This window comes from Dyadobacter fermentans DSM 18053, from assembly GCF_000023125.1.
Taxonomy (GTDB): domain Bacteria; phylum Bacteroidota; class Bacteroidia; order Cytophagales; family Spirosomataceae; genus Dyadobacter; species Dyadobacter fermentans.
The window spans coordinates 75,406-94,815 of the sequence record NC_013037.1 but is presented as its reverse complement, the minus strand read 5'-3'; the positions used below and the strand labels follow the sequence as shown (position 1 = coordinate 94,815).

Annotated in this window: 16 protein-coding genes; 9 read left to right on the top strand and 7 right to left on the bottom strand. The window is 48.8% G+C overall.

Annotated features, from left to right (window positions below; translation table 11 throughout):
• The first annotated feature begins 271 nt into the window (after positions 1 to 271).
• Complete coding sequence (locus tag DFER_RS00380) at positions 272 to 937, top strand: response regulator (protein ID WP_012779696.1); 666 nt, start codon at positions 272 to 274, stop codon at positions 935 to 937.
• 53 nt (positions 938 to 990) lie between these two features.
• On the opposite strand, the gene DFER_RS00375 is transcribed toward DFER_RS00380, so the two are convergent.
• The 5 genes from DFER_RS00375 to DFER_RS00355 form a co-directional block, all read right to left on the bottom strand.
• Complete coding sequence (locus DFER_RS00375) at positions 991 to 1,677, bottom strand: pseudouridine synthase (RefSeq protein ID WP_012779695.1); 687 nt, start codon at positions 1,675 to 1,677, stop codon at positions 991 to 993.
• Positions 1,678 to 1,683: 6 nt separating this feature from the next.
• Positions 1,684 to 2,421, bottom strand: coding sequence for a DUF1361 domain-containing protein (locus DFER_RS00370; RefSeq protein WP_229206136.1), 738 nt, complete (start codon positions 2,419 to 2,421; stop codon positions 1,684 to 1,686).
• A gap of 79 nt (positions 2,422 to 2,500) precedes the next feature.
• On the bottom strand, positions 2,501 to 3,946 hold the full coding sequence (locus tag DFER_RS00365) for a DEAD/DEAH box helicase (protein ID WP_012779693.1): 1,446 nt from the start codon (positions 3,944 to 3,946) through the stop codon (positions 2,501 to 2,503).
• A gap of 201 nt (positions 3,947 to 4,147) precedes the next feature.
• The gene (locus DFER_RS00360) at positions 4,148 to 4,513 is read right to left on the bottom strand and encodes a DUF779 domain-containing protein (protein WP_012779692.1); all 366 of its coding nucleotides are present in this window, start codon (positions 4,511 to 4,513) and stop codon (positions 4,148 to 4,150) included.
• 7 nt (positions 4,514 to 4,520) lie between these two features.
• Positions 4,521 to 6,074 (bottom strand): aldehyde dehydrogenase family protein, encoded by a 1,554-nt coding sequence (locus DFER_RS00355; RefSeq protein ID WP_012779691.1) that lies wholly within the window; start codon positions 6,072 to 6,074, stop codon positions 4,521 to 4,523.
• Between the two features lie 254 nt (positions 6,075 to 6,328).
• Here DFER_RS00355 and DFER_RS00350 point away from each other — a divergent pair, with 254 nt between their 5' ends.
• Positions 6,329 to 7,255, top strand: a complete 927-nt coding sequence (locus tag DFER_RS00350; protein WP_012779690.1) for an AraC family transcriptional regulator — start codon at positions 6,329 to 6,331, stop codon at positions 7,253 to 7,255.
• A 91-nt stretch (positions 7,256 to 7,346) separates the two neighbouring features.
• Here the strand turns inward: DFER_RS00350 and DFER_RS00345 are convergent, their stop codons facing one another.
• Positions 7,347 to 7,823, bottom strand: a complete 477-nt coding sequence (locus tag DFER_RS00345; protein WP_012779689.1) for a YdeI/OmpD-associated family protein — start codon at positions 7,821 to 7,823, stop codon at positions 7,347 to 7,349.
• 13 nt (positions 7,824 to 7,836) lie between these two features.
• Entirely contained in the window at positions 7,837 to 8,478 is a 642-nt protein-coding gene (locus DFER_RS00340) for a 3-keto-disaccharide hydrolase (RefSeq protein ID WP_041734602.1), read from the bottom strand.
• Between the two features lie 190 nt (positions 8,479 to 8,668).
• On the opposite strand from DFER_RS00340, the gene DFER_RS00335 reads away from it, so the two are divergent.
• The 7 genes from DFER_RS00335 (at position 8,669) to DFER_RS00305 (ending at position 19,399) form a co-directional block, all read left to right on the top strand.
• Positions 8,669 to 10,450 carry an ABC transporter ATP-binding protein gene (locus DFER_RS00335; RefSeq protein ID WP_012779687.1) on the top strand — a complete coding sequence of 594 codons (1,782 nt, stop codon included), beginning with the start codon at positions 8,669 to 8,671 and terminating at the stop codon, positions 10,448 to 10,450.
• A gap of 402 nt (positions 10,451 to 10,852) precedes the next feature.
• Entirely contained in the window at positions 10,853 to 11,590 is a 738-nt protein-coding gene (locus tag DFER_RS00330) for a tyrosine-protein phosphatase (protein WP_012779686.1), read from the top strand.
• Between the two features lie 227 nt (positions 11,591 to 11,817).
• On the top strand, positions 11,818 to 12,645 hold the full coding sequence (locus DFER_RS00325; protein WP_012779685.1) for a polysaccharide biosynthesis/export family protein: 828 nt from the start codon (positions 11,818 to 11,820) through the stop codon (positions 12,643 to 12,645).
• Between the two features lie 30 nt (positions 12,646 to 12,675).
• On the top strand, positions 12,676 to 15,063 hold the full coding sequence (locus tag DFER_RS00320) for a GumC family protein (protein WP_012779684.1): 2,388 nt from the start codon (positions 12,676 to 12,678) through the stop codon (positions 15,061 to 15,063).
• Between the two features lie 328 nt (positions 15,064 to 15,391).
• Complete coding sequence (locus DFER_RS00315; protein ID WP_012779683.1) at positions 15,392 to 16,720, top strand: UDP-glucose dehydrogenase family protein; 1,329 nt, start codon at positions 15,392 to 15,394, stop codon at positions 16,718 to 16,720.
• Between the two features lie 78 nt (positions 16,721 to 16,798).
• On the top strand, positions 16,799 to 17,824 hold the full coding sequence (locus tag DFER_RS00310; protein ID WP_012779682.1) for an NAD-dependent epimerase/dehydratase family protein: 1,026 nt from the start codon (positions 16,799 to 16,801) through the stop codon (positions 17,822 to 17,824).
• Positions 17,825 to 17,866: 42 nt separating this feature from the next.
• Positions 17,867 to 19,399, top strand: coding sequence for a lipopolysaccharide biosynthesis protein (locus DFER_RS00305; RefSeq protein WP_012779681.1), 1,533 nt, complete (start codon positions 17,867 to 17,869; stop codon positions 19,397 to 19,399).
• Positions 19,400 to 19,410: the final 11 nt, after the last annotated feature.

Sequence of the window (19,410 nt, the reverse complement as noted above, 5' to 3'; positions counted from 1 at the left end):
AGCATTTCAATTTGCAGCTTAACGACTTGCTTGGCATTTGATGGCATTGCTCTACCCAAATAAAAGGGTAAGGCGCTCCCTGCGGCAACCCAAATGGTGGTCAACTAAGACCTATTGCAATCTGATCGAACAAACAGCTCTACCAGCCTATTATTTCGTGATCTCACGCATTCAATCCGGGACTGATGAACAGATCCGGAATTGGGACATTGATATTTATCTAAACTCGCTGAGATACGCTTGCGCATTCAGTTCTAATAACCCTCCGCCAATGAAAATAGCACTCATTGATGACCACCAGATTCTTTCCGACGCCTTAAAAGTGAATCTGATGCATTCGCTGCCAGAGATCGAATCCATTCATCACTTCAACTCATTTGAGCCTTACGCTGCCGTCGCCGACGATAGTATCCCTACGATCGTAATTACGGAGCTTGCCTTCAATGGCAGATATGACAAAGGTGTTGACGCCATTTTTCGCCTCAACCTAAAGAATACCCAAATCATCGTCCTCACCTCCCTGACCGACGACTGGCTTATCCGCAGCTATATGCGATTAGGCGCAAGGGCATTTTTGACGAAGACCTGCCAATACAAAGAGCTCCTGGAAGCGATTACGCAGGTCCGGAAAGGCAATTTGTTCTTGTCGGAACATGTCCAAAACATACTGTTAACAAGAATTGAAACCGGTGGAATCTCGGCGGAATCCCTGTCCAGCGTCGAAAGGGCCATAATGGAGGCATTATCCCAGGAAGAACCACTGAAATCAACCGCACAAAAATTGAAAATCTCACTGATTGAGCTCAAATATCATCGTAAAATGCTCATGACCCGTTTCAATGTCCGGAACTTCGCCGACCTCGTCGAGCTTGCAAGAAGGCCGGGCTTTTTTACGGAATCGGCCGCTGAGAGATCGGCTGTCGAACACTCGGTGTGAAAAGATTCCGGGAGGTTGGTGTATCCCGCATTTGTATTTTGACAAACTCCAACTTACTCCAAACCAAGCACACTTCTCATCCTCACAAATTCAGACAAATAAGGCGCCACAATAGTCACATGCTGACCACTAACAGGATGCACAAATTCCACCGACACCGCATGCAGCATCATCTGAATCATCCCGAGCTCCTCCTTAAAAAACCGGTTCTGCTTGTTGCACCCGTGCGGGCGGTCGCCGATGATGGGGTGCATGATGTGGGCCATGTGCTTGCGCAGCTGGTGCATCCGGCCGGTTAATGGGTTGAGCTGCACGAGGGAGTAACGCGAGGTGGCGTGCTTACCGAGGGCAAAGGGTACTTCGGCGCGTGCCAGCGTTTCGAAATGGGTTACGGCATCCTGCGTTACGCCGTCGTCGCGTTTTAATGGATAATCGATCTCGCCGCGGTCGGCTGTGTGCCCGCGGACGATCGCGTGGTAGGTTTTGGTGATTTCGCCTTCCATGAATTTCCCCTGCATTTCGCTGTTCACGTTTTCGTTGAGGGCGAAGAGCAGTACGCCGGAAGTTTTCCGGTCGAGGCGGTGGGCCGGGTATACCTTCTGGCTCAGCTGATCGCGCAGGAGCTGCACCGCGAAGACGTCCGCATCGCTGGCAATGGGCGAACGGTGTACGAGCAGGCCATTGGGTTTGTTAATGGCGACAAGGTCGTCGCTCCGGTACAGGATTTCCAGGGGTTGCATGCCAGGTTATTGGTTTCCCGATTCGGTATTCTTTTTCGAATGCCGGATCCGGAAGCGGATTACGCCCCAGAGGACGAGGTAGAGTATCCCCAGCAGCATCCCGATTTCCATCGAAAGTACCCACGCGGTACGGTCGAGGAGGCTTTCGAAAACACTGTTGATGATCGCCTGCGGTTCATGGATAATATCCCAGCTGTTCATACGCCGCACGCGGCCAAGGTATACCCCGAAACCCGCCAGCGGTAAGCTCACGAGCAGCAATGTGTTAGCAGCTTTTCGCTCGAACACCCTGCGCCAGGAGCGGTGAATCCAGTAGAGCGACACCAGGCCATTGAACAGGCTCACTTCCGCGTACGAGAACAGCATGATGATGTCGTGCCAGGTGAGGTCCCGCTGGTAGTCCACCGTGAGGTGGGCCAGGTCGGTGATCATATAAGGCGCATTGGGAAAGAATGCTAGCCACGCGATGCTGAGAATGCCCAGCACAACGGGTATATGCCCGAAACGCTTGGTGAGGTTATCCGCGAGGAAAGCGATAATGAGCGGTATCCAGCTCAGAAAGAGGTTCCAGTCGAGCGAAAAATCAACCGGAGAATTGAAGAGGATGCGGACAAGGTGGAAAAACACCGCAAGCAAGCTTAAAAGCAAAAGCAGCAGCAGCGAGAACAAACCCTCCATCGTGATAATGGGAGGATCGGATACGCTGAATTTATGATTCCTTATCCAATCTATCAAACGGTCCAAGTGTACGTAATTTAAGTTCTTTCATGACGGTTAAGCAAGACAAACAATGCTCACGTCTGACCAACACTGATCGAGAGGCCTATGCCTCAGTGGGGTTTACAGTTTGGGACTGATCCTTCTTAGGTCTCCGCCGCTTATTTCTACGCTTACGCTGCGCACCGTCTCCGCGAGGCGTTCCTCCGGCAGCCGACGCTGCGATAGGCGATCCTGCGGCAGGCGTTCCTGATGAAACAGCCGCTACACCAGCCGAATCCGTTCCTGCGTCACCACCTTGCCGGGGCCTGGCCTCGCGATGTGGTTTCCGCCCGGAAGGTGCGCCGGGTGCAGGCTTCTTCCTGTTTTTCTTATTACGCCCTCCCGACCGTAACCGTGGCGGCTCGAACAAAGGAGCTTCGCCTAAACCCAGTTCCGCGGTGAGGGATTTCTTTTCCAATTCCTTTTCAAAGAGCCTTTCGATCTTCAAAACATATTTCTGATCCTGCTCATTGATGAACGTCATCGCCGTGCCTTTTGACTCGGCACGTGCCGTGCGCCCAATGCGGTGCACGTAATCCTCGGGGTCGCGGGGGACGTCGTAATTCACCACATGGCTTAGGTTATCAATATCTATGCCGCGGGATAGCACGTCCGTCGCCACGAGTATCGGAAATTGCCGGTTTTTGAAATCACGGAGTACAATTTCGCGCTCACCCTGCTCGGAATCCGATGAGATGCCGTGTGCACCAAGGCCCAGTTTGCGCAGCGCGCGAACGATGGGCTCCACGTTCGATTTACGGGAGGTGAACAGCACCATGCTGATATTCTCGACGCCTTTCAGCAAATGCATCAGCAAAGGCAGTTTCTGTTCGTCTTTCGCGAGGTAGAACTGCTGATCAATCCGATCGGCCGGGCGTGATACCGCTAACCTGATCTCTTCCGGCTCTTTCAATATACGCTTCGCCAGATCGCCGATTTTGGGGGGCATCGTGGCCGAAAACATCAGTGTCTGCCGCTCGTTGGGCAGGTAGCTCATGATTTTCAGAATATCGCCCAGGAAACCCATATCGAGCATGCGGTCGGCCTCGTCAAGGACCAGGTGCCGCAGGTCGCGGAAATGGACGTAGCCCAATTGCAAATGCGCAATCAGGCGGCCTGGCGTGGCAATGATAATGTCGGCGCCCTGGGTCAATGCTTTTTTCTGCTGGTCCCATTCGGGTCCTTTGTTGCCTCCGTAAACCGCAATGCTGGTAGCGCCAACGAAATAGCCGAGGCCCTGGATTTGCTGGTCGATCTGCACGGCCAGCTCGCGCGTGGGCACGAGGATCAATGCGCCTGTGTGCTCGTTGGCTTCGTGTGCAACTTTGTCTAGAATGGGGATCAGGTAGGCGGCTGTTTTGCCGGTTCCTGTTTGTGCGCAGGCGAGCAGGTCTTTGCCGCTGAGAATGTGTGGTATAGCCTGCTCCTGGATAGGCGTTGCCTGTTGGTAGTTCATGGAATCCACGGCGTTCAGCACGTCTTCGTGGAGTTCAAATTCGTTGAAATTCAAAATTCAGCTTTTAAAATCTGCAAATCCGTTGATTTACAGACATGTTATAGATAGAGCTGACCTTGATTTTCCCAGTCAGCAAACCGCTCGATTTGAACAAATATAACCAATAAGTACTAAAACGACAAGAAAGGTGCGAAAACCATTGTGTAAAATATACACTACATGGCGGCTTCGCACCTTCTTGCATTCATGCGGTTTTCAGCCATTGACTGCCGTCAGATCGCTGGCTTCTTCGGGCGTGTAAAGTCTCGAACGGGTGATAAAACGCAGGCCCAGCGGGATCTCCAACGAGAAACTTGCGCCCCGGCCGGGCACCACGTCGATCGTCAGCTGGGTATGCTGCCAGTATTCGAACTGGTCGCGGCTCATGTAAAACCCGCAGCCCGCTATTTCCCCCAGCATCACATCGCTTTCCGACACGCGGAACTCACCTTTCGGGAAACACATGGGCTGCGAGCCGTCGCAGCAACCGCCACTCTGATGAAACATCAGCTCTCCATGCAGCTCCCGAAGCTGGTCCACGACCTTTTCGGCTTCGGGAGCAATCAGAACGCGCTCCGTCATAACATCCTCAGAAAAATCCCAGCTTGTTCTTATCGTACGAAATCAGCATGTTTTTGGTCTGGCGGTAGTAACCCAGCATCATCTTGTGGTTCTCCCGGCCAAATCCCGACTTTTTATAGCCTCCGAACGGAGCGTGGGCGGGGTAGGCGTGGTAATTATTCACCCACACCCTACCCGCCTGGATCGCCCGTGGTACCTGGTACAGCTCGTGCGCGTCGCGCGTCCACACGCCCGCGCCCAATCCGTAAAGGGTATCGTTTGCAATGGAAATGGCCTCTTCGGTGGTTTTGAACGTGGTTACGCACACTACCGGACCGAAAATTTCTTCCTGGAAGATCCGCATTTTGTTATGGCCTTTAAAAATCGTCGGCTGAATATAGTAACCGCCCGAAATGCCATTCTCGAAACGCTGCGCCGCACCGCCGGTGAGCACCTCGGCACCTTCCTCCTTGCCGATATTGAGATAGGATAAAATCTTTTCGTACTGGTCGTTCGACGCCTGGGCGCCCATCATGGTGGTGCCGTCGAGCGGGTGGCCCATTTTAATGGCTTTCGTCCGCTGGATAACCCGCTCTATAAAGCGGTCATAAATGCTCTCGTGTACCAGCATCCGCGACGGGCAGGTACACACCTCGCCCTGGTTCAATGCGAACAGCACGGCGCCTTCAATGGCTTTGTCCAGAAATTCATCGTCGGCGTCCATTACCGACGGGAAGAAGATATTCGGCGACTTGCCGCCCAGCTCCATCGTAACGGGCACGAGGTTATCCGAAGCATATTGCATGATCAGGCGGCCCGTGGTGGTTTCACCCGTGAATGCCACCTTCGCCACGCGCGGTGAGGAGGCAAGCGGCTTACCGGCTTCCACACCAAAACCGGTTACGATATTAAGCACGCCCGGAGGCAGAATGTCTCCAATGAGCTCCATTAAAATCATGATGGAAGTGGGCGTTTGCTCGGCGGGCTTCACCACCACGCAGTTACCTGCCGCCAGTGCCGGGGCGATTTTCCAGGTGGCCATCAGCAGCGGGAAATTCCAGGGGATAATCTGCGCCACCACGCCGAGCGGCTCATGCAGGTTAATGCAAACGGTGTTTTCGTCATGCTCGGCAATGCTGCCTTCCTCGGCGCGGATCACACCGGCGAAATAGCGGAAATGGTCGACGCACAAGGGCAAATCGGCCGCGCGGGTTTCGCGGATGGCCTTGCCGTTGTCGATCGTTTCTACAATGGCCAGGTATTCGAGGTTGTCCTCGATCACCTGCGCGATTTTCAGGAGCAGGTTACTGCGGTTGGTAGCGGAAGTTTTGCTCCAAGCCGGGAACGCCGCGTGCGCCGCATCGAGTGCAGCCTCCACGTCCTCCTTCGTCGACCGCGCTGCCTTGGTAAACACACGGCCGTCGACAGGGGAAATGTTTTCAAAATATTCGCCCTTAGCCGGGGCTACAAAGCGGCCGTTGATATAGTTATCATATTTTTCCTTGAAATCAGGCCGTTTAGCCAAATTTTCACTGCTGTACGTTTTACTCTCAACTCCCGTGTTTTCGGTGATCGTATCCATGATGAAAGGTTATTTAAGAAATGATTGATAATACAAACCTAGCCTCGCAGCGCGTTATTCATTGGCACGATCGTGTCAAGTGTTAGGATAATTATCTCATTTTTTCGAAAAAGAGTTATATATTTAATGATGGAGTATGGAGGAAGCGAGGATGGAGGAAGGTCGTCATTTGTGGTCGGGAATGGTCAGGGGGTATGTTGGATTGGGTGAGGTTGTAGTGGTTTGGAAAAGAATATTTAATTAAAAGAGGAACAATGGCGGCAGGTTTCAGATTGGATCAGGTGGCGGTTTCGGGGGAGAAATCGCTGAAAACTTTGGTGGAGAACCGCAGGGCTTTCACGCTGGAAAACTGTGAGCTGAATTTGTTCGAGACTTTGCAGCCGTCGGCATTGGTGCCACTTACATTTCCGGATTTTGTGGTGACGAGCATGCTGCGGGGAAAGAAGGTGATGCACCTGTTCGATCAGCCGGGCTTCGATTACCTGCCGGGCGAAACGGTGCTCGTTCCGGCAAACGTGACGATGAAAATCGACTTCCCCGAAGCACAGCGCGATAATCCTACCCAATGTATCGCGCTCGCGATCGACCATACGAAGATCCAGCAAATCGTCGATCGCCTCAGCGAAACTTACCCGCGCGAAGGCCGGCAGCAGTTCTGGTCGTTGCAGCATAACCAATACCATTTCCTCAATAATATCGAACTCGCGCAGACGCTCAACAAGCTCATCAAAATCTGCTCGGGCAGCGCATTAGGTAAGGATATCCTGGCGGACCTTACGTTGCAGGAGCTCATTGTGCACATTATCCAAACCCAGCACCTGGCCGCCACCGACGACGCGGCGTACCAGCACGAGGACAATCCCCTGGCATTTGTGGTGAACTACATCAAGGCCAATATCAATGAAAAGATCCAGGTAGAAGACCTCAGCGAAAAAGCATGCATGAGCCGGGCCTCATTCTACCGCGCATTCAAACGCGAGTTCAGCATCAGCCCGCTGGATTTCATATTGAGGGAGAAAATTAAAAAAGCCAAACAACTCCTTTCACACACGAAAGACAGTATTTCGGACATTTGCTACCAGCTCGGCTTCTCGGATTTGAACTATTTCGGACGACAATTCCGCAAATCCGAAGGCATCTCACCAAGTCAGTACCGGAATGTGACCAGCCGGGAGGAATGACCTTTTTGGTCAGGTCTAGTCATTTGCTGTCATACAAGTATTGTCATTGATAGGAACACAATTCCTGGCCACATCTGACAATATCTGACCGCTACGTTATCCGACTATTTTTCAACCGGTCCGTCATCATTATCGAACGATCGATCCTTACCTGTACCGATTTGGCGCTGGCAATGTAATGGATAATGGCCCGCTGGTTCACGGGTTTGGCACTTTCGAACAACCGCTTCGCCTCGTCGTCCTGTGCGAGCAGCTCCTGCAATTCTTCGGGCATGTCGCGGCCGTACTCGCTGTCGTCCTTGCGGACGGCCGCATGCAGTTTTTGGCCCAGCACCAGTTTGCCCTGCTGCCGTAGGGCCGTGGCTACATTAATATAGAAGCCTCCCCCACCCCGCGGCCGGATCGCGCATTGGAAATGCACCGCGCCATTGATCACGCAGCGGACACGCGCTGGCTTGCGGCCCTCGGTAAACTGCGCGGCCACGTCGTCGGGCACCACCATATAAAATTCGCCTCCCGGTTTGGGGAGGCGTTCCAGTATTGATTCGAAATGAACTTCTTCTTCCATGGAAAGGCTGCGGTTACTCGGTCAATGGCCGAACCTGAATGTCTTTGTAATACACCACACTCTTGGGATCGTGCGCTTGCAAGGCAAATGTACCCTGTTTCAGGAATTTGTTCTTCATATCGCCCTGACGTTTGTCTACATCAGTTTCTTCGTAATCCACCACCACTTTGTCGTTAATTTTGATGGTAATGTGCTTTCCTTCCACTTTGATGTACTCGGTATACCATTCGTTGTCCTTCACGTAAGTTTCTTTCACGTCCACCATATTATACAGGCTGCCGGTACGCTTGTAATCGGTGTGCGACTGGTTCACCTGCACTTCGTAACCTTGCGCGGGCCAGCCGTCCTCTTGGTAGGTGGTATGGATAAAAATACCGGAATTGGAGCCCGGCATTGTTTTCACCTGCGCTTTGAACTCGAAATTTTTGAACATATGGTTCTTCACGGGACCTTCATAGAAAAGATGCGCCCGCGGCCCGGCTACTTTGATGGTACCATCCTCGATCGAAAAGGAATTCGCATTGGCGCCGACTTTCCAGCCGGTAAAATCCTTTCCATTGAATATTGTGATCCAGCCGTCCTGTGCGTGGGCGGAGATTCCCAGGGCAATGCTCAGCAAAACAGTGCTGCAAAAAATATGCATTAGTCTTCTCATAAAAATTCCGGTTTGGTAGTTCAAAAAAGGTGGCTTGTCAAATCGGTTAACGTGTAAGTAAACCGCAAAGTCCAAAAAACTACTGATCCTTCACACAAAGTTTACCCACCGGCGGGCAACCTTCGGCGGCGATTTGTGGTTGTATGGAGCCGGGGACCCTTCCTGCCGCCCCGGGCGCATTGATTAGCACATGAAAAACCCTTATTTATCCCTGCTCGCCACCGCGTGGCGCTATGCCCGCCAGCAGCGGGGCCGGTACCTGCTCGTGTACGGCATGTTTGTATTGGCCAACCTGGTGCTGGCCGCGCACCCGCTATTATATGGATGGTTTATCCAGTCTACCCAGCAGGATGCCGAGGAAACGTTACGCAACGTGTGGTGGTACGCGGGCGCCTACCTCGGCCTCACCCTGCTCGAATGGGCTTTCCACGGCCCCGCGCGCGTGATGGAGCGCAAGCTGGCATTCGACCTCAGCCGCAATTTCCTCGACGAACTGTATCACCAGGCATTGCATTTACCGATCCGCTGGCATCAGGACCACCACAGCGGCGCGACGATCAACCGCATCCGCAAGGCCTACGAAGCCCTGAAAGACTTCTTTCAGAACGGCTTCATGTTCCTGCACGCATTTGCCAAATTCATATTCTCATTCATTGCGATCATCTGGTTTTCGCCGCTGTTTGGCGCGGTGGGCGTACTGATCGGCGTCATTAATGTGTATGTGATATTCAAATTCGACAAACCGTTCATTAAAGCGCTCGACGAATCGAACGAGAAGGAGCACGTTGTATCCTCCACGTTGTTCGATAGCCTTTCCAATATTATCACCGTGATCACCTTACGACTTGAAAAGCGGATGAAAGTGAGCCTGATGGGCAAAGTAGCCGACGTATTCCCGCCATTCCGGCGCTCGGTGGTGATCAACGAATGGAAATGGTTTGTGGCGAGCGTGTTCATTGCGGTCATTTACATTGTGGTGACGGTCGGCTATGTGTACCAGCATTATGTGCCGGGCGAGGTATTTCTCGTGGGCGGGCTGGTGACGCTGCTCAGCTACGTCAACCAGTTTACAAGCGTATTCCAGGACATCGCCTGGCAATACACGGAAATCATCCGCTACAATACGGAAGTACAAACCGCCCGCGCGATAGGCGACGCTTACCGCGTGCACCACCGCCTGGACGAAGTCGGCGAACTCCCCGAAAACTGGCGCGAGATCCACATCAGCAACCTTAACTTCTCACACGGCGAGGTGTACGACGCCAAAAAGCAGGCACACAGCCTCCACGGCCTCGACATCCGCATCCGCCGCGGCGAGCGCATTGCCTTCATCGGGGAAAGCGGCAGCGGGAAAAGCACACTCCTGGCGCTGCTGCGCGGACTGTACCAGCCTGAAAACGACGTAAAAGTGACGATCGACGGCCAGCAGGAAGCCGGCATCGAGATGCTCGCCGACCAGGTGACGCTCTTCCCGCAAGACCCCGAGATATTCGAGAACACCATTGCCTACAACATCACGCTCGGCCTGCCGTTCGACGAACAGGACATTATGCAAGTGTGCGAAACGGCGCATTTCGAAGATGTGGTCGGCAAGCTGCCGAACGGCCTGGAATCAAACATCCAGGAGAAAGGCGTGAACCTCTCCGGCGGCCAAAAGCAGCGCCTCGCACTCGCAAGAGGCATCCTCGCCGCACGCACGAGCGACATCGTGCTGCTCGACGAGCCGACGAGCAGCATTGACCCGAAGACGGAGGCGATGATTTATGACAGGATGTTTGTGGAGTTTTCGGACAAAGCGGTGATATCTACACTACACCGTTTGCATTTGCTTGCGAAGTTTGATTACACATATATACTGCAAGATGGTTACATTGCGGATGAAGGTTCATTTGCACAATTACGACGAAACAGTCCGCTCTTCAACGAGCTTTGGCGACATCAGGAGCTGCTGGCCCGCCACAATTTCGACTAGCGGGCAATCTCCGGCACATTTTTTGTAGATATATTATTGAGAAATTAATGACATCAGAATAGTGCAAAAATCACCTCACATTATACCATCTGCCACTTTTTGCGTAGCTAGCCAAGCGTGGAAAGATTGTACAAATAGCGCATTAAATGCGAGCTACAACCGGCCAAAAGCAATTTTGACCATTAATTCAGGCAGATTGCTTCGAACTTACAGACCACTGAATAATACAATTCGTTACCAAACGGTTAATTCTTAAAATTTCCTATCGATATTTTTCGACGTTCGGACTATTTTAATTTATTTTGATCGAAACTCAGGTAAACTCACAACTGCGGCCATGCAGTTTAGGTAATTTCATTTTTCTAATTGTGTACATTATCTAACGCATTGGCCGGATTCGATATGCTCAACTGGTTATTTAACAAGAAGGTAAACAAGCACGTTACATTGGAACATATTGGAATTGACATCCATTCCCATATGATCCCAGGCGTCGACGACGGCGTTGAAACGGTGGCCGAAGCGGTGGCAATGGTCTCGAAAATGCAAAGTCTCGGGTATCGGCAACTCATCACAACCCCACACGTGATGTGGGATTGCTACCGCAACACACCCGAAATTATCCTTGGAAAGCTAGAAGAAGTTCGACAGGCCAGCAAAGAGGCGGGGCTGACCATCCAGATTGGAGCGGCCGCTGAATACTTTCTCGATGAACACTTCAATCAGCTGCTTAGCACTGGAAAGGACCTGCTGACACTCCCCGGAAACCGCCTGCTGGTTGAGCTCCCCTACTCCACTCCATTGATGAACACCTCGGAAACGCTCTTTTCCATCATTGAGAAGGGTTATCAACCGGTACTGGCCCATCCTGAGCGGTATACTTACTTTTACTCGGACCCATCGATTTACAAAAAGCTGGCAGATGGCGGATGCGAACTTCAAGTGAACATTTTGTCGCTGACCGGATATTACGGGGAGAATATCACCAAGATGGCTGAATGGCTTCTGAAAAACAACCTGATTACTTTTTTAGGCACCGATGCGCACAAGATTCAGCATCTGGATATGATACAGAGAAGTAACAAGCATAACTGGATAACGCGATATCCGTTTCAAAATGAAAAACTTACAAGTTTTTAGACACAATAATTGAATTTATTTTATATTTGTCTTAGATTTCTTCGCGCAGCCTTACTTGGACAATATCAAGTACGTATCAGCGGCCAGCAGGATGTCCAGATTAAGAAAAGCTATTTTTATTAAATATAAGCTCTTCTGACTGCTGTAAGAGACACAACACACACGATTAATAAAGCGCTCAATGACAATTATTTACACAAAATACACTATTTACTCAACGTTTATTTATGTTTTCCCACTCTAAAAAGTTTGCTAGCATTGCCGGCATATTGCTAATTGCCTATATCGCAATAATCGGAGGAACTACCTCCTGCGTTTCCCCGAAATCGATTGTATATTTCCAAGGAGACTCAACAAGGTATTATTCACAGCAGGTAGAGGAAAGTTACGTACCTAAGATTCAATCGCGCGATATACTTTCAATAGTCGTTGGGAGCTTGAATGCAGAAGCGAACGAGGTATTCAATACACCTAACACCATCTCCGCTCCGAGTACTAACTACTCTGTCAATGCTGGCGGCGCCCGACTTCAACCGCTTGGATATTTGGTTGACAGCGATGGCAACATTGAAATTCCGTTGATTGGGAAGTTGAAGGTCGCAGGCCTGAGCACTTCGGTTGCAGCGGATACTATCCGACACAGACTTACTGATTTTCTGAAAGAGCCGTCTGTTGTAGTTCGCAACTTGAACTTCAAGATTTCTGTTCTGGGAGAAGTAAAGCAACCGGCCGTGTTCGTGATCCCCGATGAAAAGATTACCCTGCCCGAGGTGCTAAGTCTTGCCGGGGATTTGACCATCTATGGCAACCGCAGCAACGTGATGGTTATAAGAGAAGAAAACGGCAAACGAGAATATGCCCGATTGGATCTAACGTCTCGCGAAATCTTCAACTCGCCCTTTTACTATTTACACAAGAATGACGTGATCTATGTTGAACCTGTGAAAGCTAGAATGCTTGACACGGACAGCAGAATTAGAACAATACCGTTAATTGTAACTATTGTGGGCGGAATAAGCACACTCGGTATTCTAATCCTCAACCTAACACGTTAATAAATTCCTCAAAACGGCATTTTACTCAACATGAAAGATTTAACAACTAACGAGGGTATGAACCCAATGTTCCAGGAGGAAGAACAAGAGTTCAACCTGAACGAATACCTTAGAAGATACTACCGCTACTGGTATCTTTTCCCCGTATTTATCTGCATCGCTTTCATCGCAGCGTTCTTTTATCTGCAGACTACATCACCTGTATATAATACCAAAACCAGTATTTTGATCAAGGATGAGAAAAAAGGTCTGAGCGGATCGCAGGGCGATATCCTTTCCGAACTGAGCACTCAGTTCGGAGGCAACAAGCTTGTTGAAAATGAATTAGAGATTATAAAATCTAAAACACTAATGGAGCAGGTCATCAAGGAGCTCTCGTTAGACGTTTCATATTCAACGCGCGATGGACTGAGAACCGTTTCTCTTTATAAACGGAGCCCGGTAGTTGTTAAGCCTGAAGTAATAACTGAGTTCGCGCTGAAAGAACCTTTGGTTGTACATGTTGTTGATGAAAATCACTTCAGATTTAATAATGAGGAGAAAGTGTTCAGTTTCAATCAAAGGTTCGCGAATGCTTGGGGAGCTTTTGTTGTGTTGAAGGGGCCAAAGTCCACCTACGACAAAGTTACTGTGACTTTCAAAGACACTAAGAACCTGACAGAAGGCATGCTGAGCCGATTGACCGTAGAACAGCCGAACACGAAAAGCACTGTGCTTGAAATCAGCTATGAAGACGTCGATACGCAGCGTTCGAAAGATGTATTAAATAAGCTTCTGGATGTTTATGTACAATCATCACTTGGAGACAAAAACAGCGAAGCAAGCAATACGCTTAAATTTATAGAAAACAGGTTGGGCCTTATCACGGGCGAGCTTGGAGATGTTGAAAAGGATGTCGAGTCGTATAAGAGAACGCAGGGGATTACTGACATTGGTACAGAATCCAAGCTTTTCCTGGAAAATATTAAAGAAAACGACTCGAAACTTAATGAGGTGAATACTCAGATAAGCATTTTGGAGAGCGTCGAGAACTACATACAGAACGCCGGGGAAGGTGCTGTTGCGCCGGCGACTTATATGATCAATGATCCCGTCCTGGTATCGTTGTTGACCAAATTTAATGATCTGGAGTTGCAGCGCGAGCGATATGCGCGTACTACTTCTCCCAACAACCCGCTATTGCAAACTATTAACACCCAGCTAGCGGGTACTCGCCAGTCAATCAGAGAAAACGTACAAAACCTGAAAAGGGGGATGGCGGTAACCAAGCGCAATCTGGAAGGTATCAATACAAGATTTTCCGCCGGCTTGCAAAGCATCCCCAAAAAAGAACGCGAATTTGTCGGCATCAAGAGACAACAGTCTATCAAAGAAGAGCTGTACCTGTACTTGCTTCAGAAGCGCGAAGAAACTGCATTGGCCTATGCTTCTACCGTAACAGATAGCCGCCTAATCGATGCTCCTATTTCCAGCTTTAATCCGATTAAGCCTAAGCCATCGCTTGTATGGCTAGGTTCGGCACTGGTAGGAATTTTACTTCCAGTATTGCTAATCAATTTCCTCTTTATGATTAACAATACCATACAGTCTCGAGAAGAGATCGAAAAGGTCACTCATTCTTCAATCCTGGGTGAGATCGGGCAGATGAAGGGTACTGTAAACGGTGTTCCAGGTGAAGAGTCGATTATAAAAATGACCAGCCGCAGCGCTGTGGCTGAACAATTCAGAGCTCTTAGAACCAACTTGCAATATCTTGGAGATGGCACGTGTAGGGTGATTATGTTTACATCTTCGATTGGTGGGGAAGGAAAAAGTTTCGTAAGTATTAACCTGGCAGCCAGTCTCGCTTACTCGGATAAACGCGTACTGCTCATAGGCCTCGATTTGCGGAAACCTACGCTACATGAGCGTTTGGGTGTGCCTAACCGTTTCGGTGCCTCAAACAGCCTCATCGGCCAGGGTAACTACGAGGATTTCATTCAGTCGACAGGCGTGCATCCGAAGTTTGATGTACTCACAAGTGGTCCTATTCCTCCCAACCCATCAGAGTTGTTGAGTAATGGAAAGCTACCTGTACTGCTCGAAGAACTACGGCATAAATATGACTATATCCTGATTGATTCGCCTCCGTACGGATTGGTTACAGATTCGGCCTTGATCGCTGAGCATGTTGACGCGACACTCTATCTGGTTCGTTTTAACTACACCATCCATGACCATCTTAAACGCATCGGAGACTTGCAACGGGCTCGTCGCTTTAACAACCTTTCCGTCATCTTCAATGGTGTGAACTACGGTGCCGGATATGGTTACGGATACGGTTATGGGGGATATGGTTACGGCTACTATTCGGAAGAACTGGAAGGAGGTTCGAAATCTGTCGGTTCCCGTCTGAAAAAGCTGGTAGGCAAAGTTTAAGCCTTAGGTCAAGTCAATGAGTATTCAATTGATTTGACCTTGCTTCCTATTCGAATTCCAGAGTGCCCGACGAAGTTGGTTTGGTCAACATTATCATCCGAAGGTCGGCACTTTAAAATTTTGTAGCATGTGTTCAATTTCAAGCCGGTGGGTCAAGATTGAATAAGGGCTATTTACTCAACGTTAATAACATGAAAAACAAGATCTCTTCTCCCGCGCCCTGGCGCAGGACATCGTCCGCCATCGCGTCCTATTTGCAAGCATCCATTTGCTGCTTGCCGAATTGCTTCAAATTCGATCAACATAGTTAACAAATACTCCTATTCATATGAAAATAGCAGTTGTAGGTACGGGCTATGTCGGCCTTGTAACGGGTACCTGTTTTGCTGAAACCGGAAATCAGGTTACATGCGTCGATATTGACGCAAACAAAGTTGCGCGAATGCAACGCGGTGAAATTCCCATATTTGAACCTGGACTTGAAGTTCTTTTTGTGCGAAATATCGCTGAAGAGCGGTTGAAATTCACTACAAGCCTGTCGGAGGGAATCCAAGATGCAGAAGTGATATTTCTGGCCTTACCCACTCCACCGGGCGAGGACGGGTCTGCGGACCTTAAGTACATACTTGGTGTTGCGCAAGAACTGGGACCGTTGCTGGAAGATTATGTGGTTGTCATTGACAAAAGCACTGTTCCAGTCGGTACGGCAGAAAAAGTAAGAGAAAAGATTGCACAAAACGCCAAGGTTGATTTTGACGTGGTTTCCAATCCGGAATTTTTGAGGGAAGGGGTCGCTGTCGAAGATTTTATGAAGCCGGACCGTGTGGTCGTAGGAACTAGCTCCGAGAATGCAAAGAAGGTAATGGAGAAGCTTTATTCGCCGCTGCTCCGTCAGGGAAATCCGATCATTTTTATGGACGAGCGTTCCGCAGAGATGACCAAATATGCAGCTAACTCCTTTTTGGCTATGAAGATCACGTTCATGAACGAGATTGCAAATTTGTGTGAGCGGCTGGGTGCGAATGTAGACGATGTAAGGAAGGGAATCGGTACGGATAGCCGAATTGGCAAACGGTTCCTTTTTGCGGGAATTGGCTATGGAGGTAGTTGCTTTCCGAAGGACGTGCAAGCACTGGCTAAAACATCTCAGGACTACGGATACGACTTTCGCACACTGCATGCTGTGATGGCCGTCAACAACGACCAGAAAACGAAGTTGATTCCAGCGATAACAGAATATTTCGGCGGAAGTCTGAGCGGAAAGACAATTGCAGTTTGGGGACTAGCATTTAAGCCCTATACAGACGACATCCGTGAAGCGCCTGCCCTTGAAAATATCAGAATTTTGACAGCTGCCGGCGCGAATGTGGCTGTGTACGATCCGGAAGCAATGGATAATGTCAAACAGCTTCTGCCTGATATCACTTACTGCCATACTGCTTACGCAGCACTGGATGATGCCGATGCGCTGATGATATTTACAGAATGGCCTCAATTCAGAACGCCTGATTTTGACAAAATGAGCAAACTTCTTAAAGCAAAAGTCGTTTTCGACGGACGAAACCTGTACGAAATTTCAACGATGCGTGAGCTAGGATTCACTTACTTCAGTATCGGAAGAGAAGCTGTAAATCGGGTTGAGAGCGAGGTCTGCTGAGCAATTTGCAGTCTAAGTCTGCATTTGAATGTTTCGTTACAAATTTGAGGAATTCAATTCCATTTAACCATTATCAAAATGAAAGTACTTGTCACTGGAAGTGCTGGCTTTATAGGCTTTCACACTGTAAATAAATTACTCAGCGAAGGATTTGATGTTGTTGGCCTGGATAATATCAACGACTATTATTCTCCCCAGCTTAAGTACGCACGCTTGCAGGAAGCTGGAATTGAACAGGAATCTGTAAAATGGTACAGCCTCGTACAAAGCAAACTTCACAGTGCTTATAGGTTTGTCAGAATGGATTTGGAAGATAAACAGCAATTATTCAGTCTGTTTCAATCTGAGAAGTTTGATTATGTGATCAATCTTGCTGCTCAGGCAGGAGTCCGATATTCTATTGAAAATCCAGATGTTTATGTACAATCAAATGTCATCGGTTTTCATTACATCTTGGAGGCATGCCGGCACTTTCCGCCAAAACATTTGGTTCATGCATCTTCTTCATCTGTGTATGGCGCTAATGCAAAAATACCATTCTCAGAAGAAGACAAAGTTGACACACCCGTCAGCCTATACGCCGCTACCAAAAAGAGCAACGAATTGATGGCGCACGCTTACAGTCATCTCTATGGTATCCCTATTACATGTTTGCGATTTTTTACTGTTTATGGTCCCTGGGGCAGACCAGACATGGCTCCAATGCTTTTCGCTCGCGCAATCAGTGAAGGCAAGCCTATTAAGATTTTCAACAACGGTGAAATGGAACGGGATTTCACATTTGTCGGCGACATCGTGAATGGCATTACTAAAACTACCGTGACAGGTTTCGATGAAACACCGAAGTATCGGGTGCTGAACATTGGAAATGGTTCACCGGTTAATCTGATGGATTTTATCACAGAATTAGAAAAAGGACTCGAAGCCGAAGCACAGAAAGATTTCATGCCCATGCAGCCCGGCGATGTACCCAGGACCTGGGCAAGCCAGGACAAATTACAGGACATCGTGAATTATACACCAGAAGTGAAACTGACAGATGGTATACTGGAATTTGCAAAATGGTTTCAGTCCTACGCGAAAGTTTCAGTAAACCTCGCATGATCATTCTTCCAAACATCTGACATATACAGTAGTTTAAATGAGATGACCAAACCAGCGACTCAAAATACGAACCGGATAGCAAAAAACACCCTCTTCCTGTATGTCAGGATGTTGCTCACCATGGGCGTTTCATTTTACACAGTTCGCGTAGTTCTGGAAACACTTGGTGTGGTTGACTATGGGCTTTACAACGTCGTGGGAGGTGTTGTCGTGATGTTCTCATTTTTGAGCAGCACGCTGGCGACAGCGTCGCAACGTTTCTTTGCCTACGAATTAGGGAGAGGAGATCACGTACAACTGCAAAAGACGTTTAGTATGACCCTATCTATATATATTTTAGTAGGGGTCGCGATCTTCCTGGTTGCAGAAACAGTTGGCCTATGGTTCTTGAACAACAAAATGAATATTCCCCTCGGTAGAACCGACAGTGTCTTCTGGGTATATCAATTTTCTGTATTTTCATTTATCATGACCATGTTTGCTGTGCCTTACAATGCTGCAATCATCGCCCATGAGGACATGAAAGTTTATGCATATGTAAGTGTTGTAGAGGCCCTTTTGAAGTTGGCTATTGTCTATCTTCTTGTTCTTTTTTCCTCGGATAAGCTGAAACTATATGCGGTATTGCTCTTCGGTGTGACCACCGCAACGAGTTTGATCTATCAGATTTATTGTAGGCGAAAGTATTCCGAATGCAGATATACTCCTTACTGGAATAAGAAACTGTTTAGTGAAATTGCGACATATTCTGGCTGGAACCTGATTGGCGCGCTAGCAAGTGCGCTCAACAACCAAGGCCTGAACATAGTACTGAATATGTTCTTTGGGCCGACTGTAAATGCGGCCAGGGCGGTTGCTTATCAGATTAATACTGCTGTTAATCAATTTGTGCAAAATTTCCTGGTAGCATCGCGTCCTCAGATAACTAAGTACTATGCGCAAAAAGATATTACCAAAATGCTGCACCTGGTGTTTCAGACATCCAAGTTTTCGTTTCTGCTGTTATCATTGATTTCGATCCCTGTCCTTATTGAAACTCGTTTCATTTTGGAAATCTGGTTAGCAAAAGTTCCTGACCACACTATTCTTTTCACCAAACTAGTTTTAATCAACACACTTATCGACTGTTTCTCGTACCCATTAATGGCAGCCGCACAGGCGACCGGTAACATAAAAAGGTATCAGCTAATCGTTGGTGGCGTAATGACACTAAACCTGCCGATTGCATATGTGCTCCTTTCGACTGGCCTTGCTCCCGAAACGGTGTTCTTCTGCTCCATAGCTAATTCGATCGTCTGCCTTGCATTGAGATTACTGATACTTCGGCAAATGCTCGATTTGCAGATCGGTGTATTTATAACGAAAGTGCTGCTCGTATCTGTTGCATGCTTCGCTCTTTCCTATTATACACCCATGTTGATCACTCAGAATATGAGCGACGGCATCGTGAGATTTTTAGTTGTGGGCAGCCTATCCGTCATAACAACGGCGCTGAGCGCATATTCATTAGGGCTCACATCCATAGAAAAAGAAACACTAAGTAGTCAAATCAAACTAAGATTTTCCAAGATGTAAGCGACGATCGC

Bases quoted from the DNA above. Each gene is read 5' to 3' on its own strand.
- DFER_RS00380 (WP_012779696.1), top strand. From the start codon at position 272: ATGAAAATAGCACTCATTGATGACCACCAGATTCTTTCCGACGCCTTA.
- DFER_RS00375 (WP_012779695.1), bottom strand. From the start codon at position 1,677: ATGCAACCCCTGGAAATCCTGTACCGGAGCGACGACCTTGTCGCCATT.
- DFER_RS00360 (WP_012779692.1), bottom strand. From the start codon at position 4,513: ATGACGGAGCGCGTTCTGATTGCTCCCGAAGCCGAAAAGGTCGTGGAC.
- DFER_RS00355 (WP_012779691.1), bottom strand. From the start codon at position 6,074: ATGGATACGATCACCGAAAACACGGGAGTTGAGAGTAAAACGTACAGC.
- DFER_RS00350 (WP_012779690.1), top strand. From the start codon at position 6,329: ATGGCGGCAGGTTTCAGATTGGATCAGGTGGCGGTTTCGGGGGAGAAA.
- DFER_RS00345 (WP_012779689.1), bottom strand. From the start codon at position 7,823: ATGGAAGAAGAAGTTCATTTCGAATCAATACTGGAACGCCTCCCCAAA.
- DFER_RS00340 (WP_041734602.1), bottom strand. From the start codon at position 8,478: ATGAGAAGACTAATGCATATTTTTTGCAGCACTGTTTTGCTGAGCATT.
- DFER_RS00335 (WP_012779687.1), top strand. From the start codon at position 8,669: ATGAAAAACCCTTATTTATCCCTGCTCGCCACCGCGTGGCGCTATGCC.
- DFER_RS00330 (WP_012779686.1), top strand. From the start codon at position 10,853: ATGCTCAACTGGTTATTTAACAAGAAGGTAAACAAGCACGTTACATTG.
- DFER_RS00325 (WP_012779685.1), top strand. From the start codon at position 11,818: ATGTTTTCCCACTCTAAAAAGTTTGCTAGCATTGCCGGCATATTGCTA.
- DFER_RS00320 (WP_012779684.1), top strand. From the start codon at position 12,676: ATGAAAGATTTAACAACTAACGAGGGTATGAACCCAATGTTCCAGGAG.
- DFER_RS00315 (WP_012779683.1), top strand. From the start codon at position 15,392: ATGAAAATAGCAGTTGTAGGTACGGGCTATGTCGGCCTTGTAACGGGT.
- DFER_RS00310 (WP_012779682.1), top strand. From the start codon at position 16,799: ATGAAAGTACTTGTCACTGGAAGTGCTGGCTTTATAGGCTTTCACACT.
- DFER_RS00305 (WP_012779681.1), top strand. From the start codon at position 17,867: ATGACCAAACCAGCGACTCAAAATACGAACCGGATAGCAAAAAACACC.